2 protein-coding genes are annotated in these 2,391 nt (G+C 27.9%); one reads left to right on the top strand and one right to left on the bottom strand.

The window, feature by feature from the left end:
* Positions 1-889 (top strand): peptidoglycan DD-metalloendopeptidase family protein (locus tag BN1173_RS01345; RefSeq protein WP_040236107.1); only part of this gene is annotated, 889 nt, incomplete at its 5' end.
* A gap of 1 nt (position 890) precedes the next feature.
* Here BN1173_RS01345 and BN1173_RS01340 read toward each other — a convergent pair.
* Positions 891-2,294, bottom strand: a complete 1,404-nt coding sequence (locus BN1173_RS01340; RefSeq protein ID WP_082020228.1) for a tetratricopeptide repeat protein — start codon at positions 2,292-2,294, stop codon at positions 891-893.
* Positions 2,295-2,391: the final 97 nt, after the last annotated feature.

The following is a 2,391-nucleotide window of genomic DNA, read 5'->3' as shown; positions in this document are numbered from 1 at the left end:
GTATTATGGTTCATATGTTTTTTTAAACAAATTAAGTTTTCCCAAAGATTATTTTATTGATACTTTTTTGTATTATAGTGATCAAGATTTAAGTCAGATTAATAATTATTTTTTTGGTTTAGATGCAAGCAATTATAATGCTACTACTATAAGGAAGCCTTTTGTTTTAAAGGTTGTTGAACATAAAATTAAGCCAGGAGAGACACTTTCTCATATTGCATCTCGGTATAATATTACTAGTGAAACTTTAATTTCTTATAATGATATTAAAGATGTAAGAAATATTAAACCCAATGTTATTATTAATGTTCCTAATATGAAGGGAATTCTTTATACTGTTGGGAAAAATGATTCCCTCTCATCAATCGCAAAGAAATATAAGATACCTAAAGTGGATATTCTTGATGCTAATAATCTTGATAATGAGGTTTTGTCTTTAGGTCAGAAGTTGTTTGTTCCTGGTGGAAAGATGTCTAAAGATTTACTTAGAAATGCTTTAGGTGAGACCTTTTTGTTTCCAACACGGGGGATTATTACATCAGGTTATGGTTATCGTCCTGATCCTTTTACTAAAACTATTAGTTTTCATAATGGAATTGATATTGCAAATGTTGCTAATACACCTGTTGTTGCTACAAAGGAAGGTATTGTTGTAACAGCGGGATTTAGTGTTGGAGGATATGGAAAATATATTGTTATTGCGCATAATAATGGTTTTCAAACTCTTTATGCGCATTTAGGTTCATTTGCAGTTAAAGTTGGGGATAGAGTATCTAGAGGACAAATGATAGGACGTATGGGAAGCACTGGATACAGTACGGGAAATCATTTACATTTTACTATTTTCAAAGATGGTAAAACGAGTAATCCTATGAAATATCTCAGATAAGCTATATGTATTTTGATATGTCCAATGTTCTCAGTATTTGTGTAAGTTTTTTTCCTTCTATTAGGTCAATTAATCTGCCTTCAATAATTTGTTTAGCCTTTTCAGAAAATGTTGCTGGTGCAATACATAGTCCTTTAATTTTATTTTCTTTGGTTTTTGAAATCAGATCTTTTAAGAATAGTTCTCCAAAATTTTTTTGATCCGTTCTTACGAATCTTACTAGTATATTTTCTTCCCATTGGTTGTTTGAAAGTTGAAAGTTGATATCTATAAATTGCGATGTTATTTCATTTATCTTTTTGTCTCTCACTTGAAATTTGTTTTTATATAACTTAAGGATGATTGCACTAGCTAGATTATCAAATTTTTCTTTTGGACTCTTAAGGTATATTCTTAGTGCTAAGTTTTCATTTAATTTTTTACTAAATTCTAGTTTTTCAGCAATTTTTTGATAGTTTGGGTCAATTCTTTCAACCTGGGTAAATGCTTCGGTTGCTTTTTTGTAATTTTCATGTTCTATGTAAAGTTCTCCTAGTTTGTAAAAAAGTTTAAGGAATATTTTTGTGGGTAAATCAGGTTTAATTTTTATCATTTCTTTAATATTATCTTCTAATTTTACCAAGTTATGATTTTTTGCATTAATCTCAGATTCAATTAACAGAGCTTCATATATCATTCCATCTTTGCTTTTGATTTTGTTTGCAATATCAAGTGCAAGTTGATCTTGGTTTAATTGGGATAGAGATTGAGCATATGCAAGTAGAGCATTTACATCATTTTGTATATGTTTTTTTATATTGTTAAATATTCCTACAGCTTTAGTATAGTTTCCCGTATAAAAAAGAGTCATCCCTATATATTTTAAAACGTCATTGTTGCTTTTATCAAATTGATATATTTTTGTAAGATAGTGCAGTGCTTCTTTATAATGTGCATTTTTAAGAAATGCTATTCCAAGATAATAATTTACGTCTATGTCGTCTTTTTTTAGGCTGTATGCTTTTTTAAGAAGTCCTAATGCTTCTAAATTAAAATTTCTCTCAAGATTATAAAATCCATAACTTAAGAATACTTTAAAGGAATCAATATTCTTATTTGTAGGATTTTCTTCGATAAGTTGACATAATTTTCTGGCGTATTTAAGTCCATTTTCAAAATCTTTATTAGTATAATAATAGTCATTTAAAGTTTGTAAAGCCCCTACTTCATTTGGGTTTGTTTTTAGTATATTTATAGCTTTTGAGATCAATTTTTTCGTTTTGTGAAATGTTTTGTGATGTTTACCTTTTGTTCTTGTTTTTGTATTTAATACTGCAATTCTGAATAGTATAAATACCAAAACAGATATTGCTGCAGAGGACAGTATTATGAATAATGGCAACACTTTAACTTCTCCTAAAATCATATATTAGCAATATTACATAAGCAGTAATTATAGCTTTAAATATAACATGGTTTCTTTTAAATAAAAGCATATACATAAGTTGAATATGATATTAATT

It is taken from the genome of Borrelia crocidurae (assembly GCF_000825665.2).
Classification (GTDB): Bacteria; Spirochaetota; Spirochaetia; order Borreliales; family Borreliaceae; genus Borrelia; species Borrelia duttonii.
This window is presented reverse-complemented; position numbering and strand designations above follow the sequence as displayed.

Excerpts from the sequence above, each read along its gene's own strand:
- BN1173_RS01340 (WP_082020228.1), bottom strand. The coding sequence starts at position 2,294 with ATGATTTTAGGAGAAGTTAAAGTGTTGCCATTATTCATAATACTGTCC.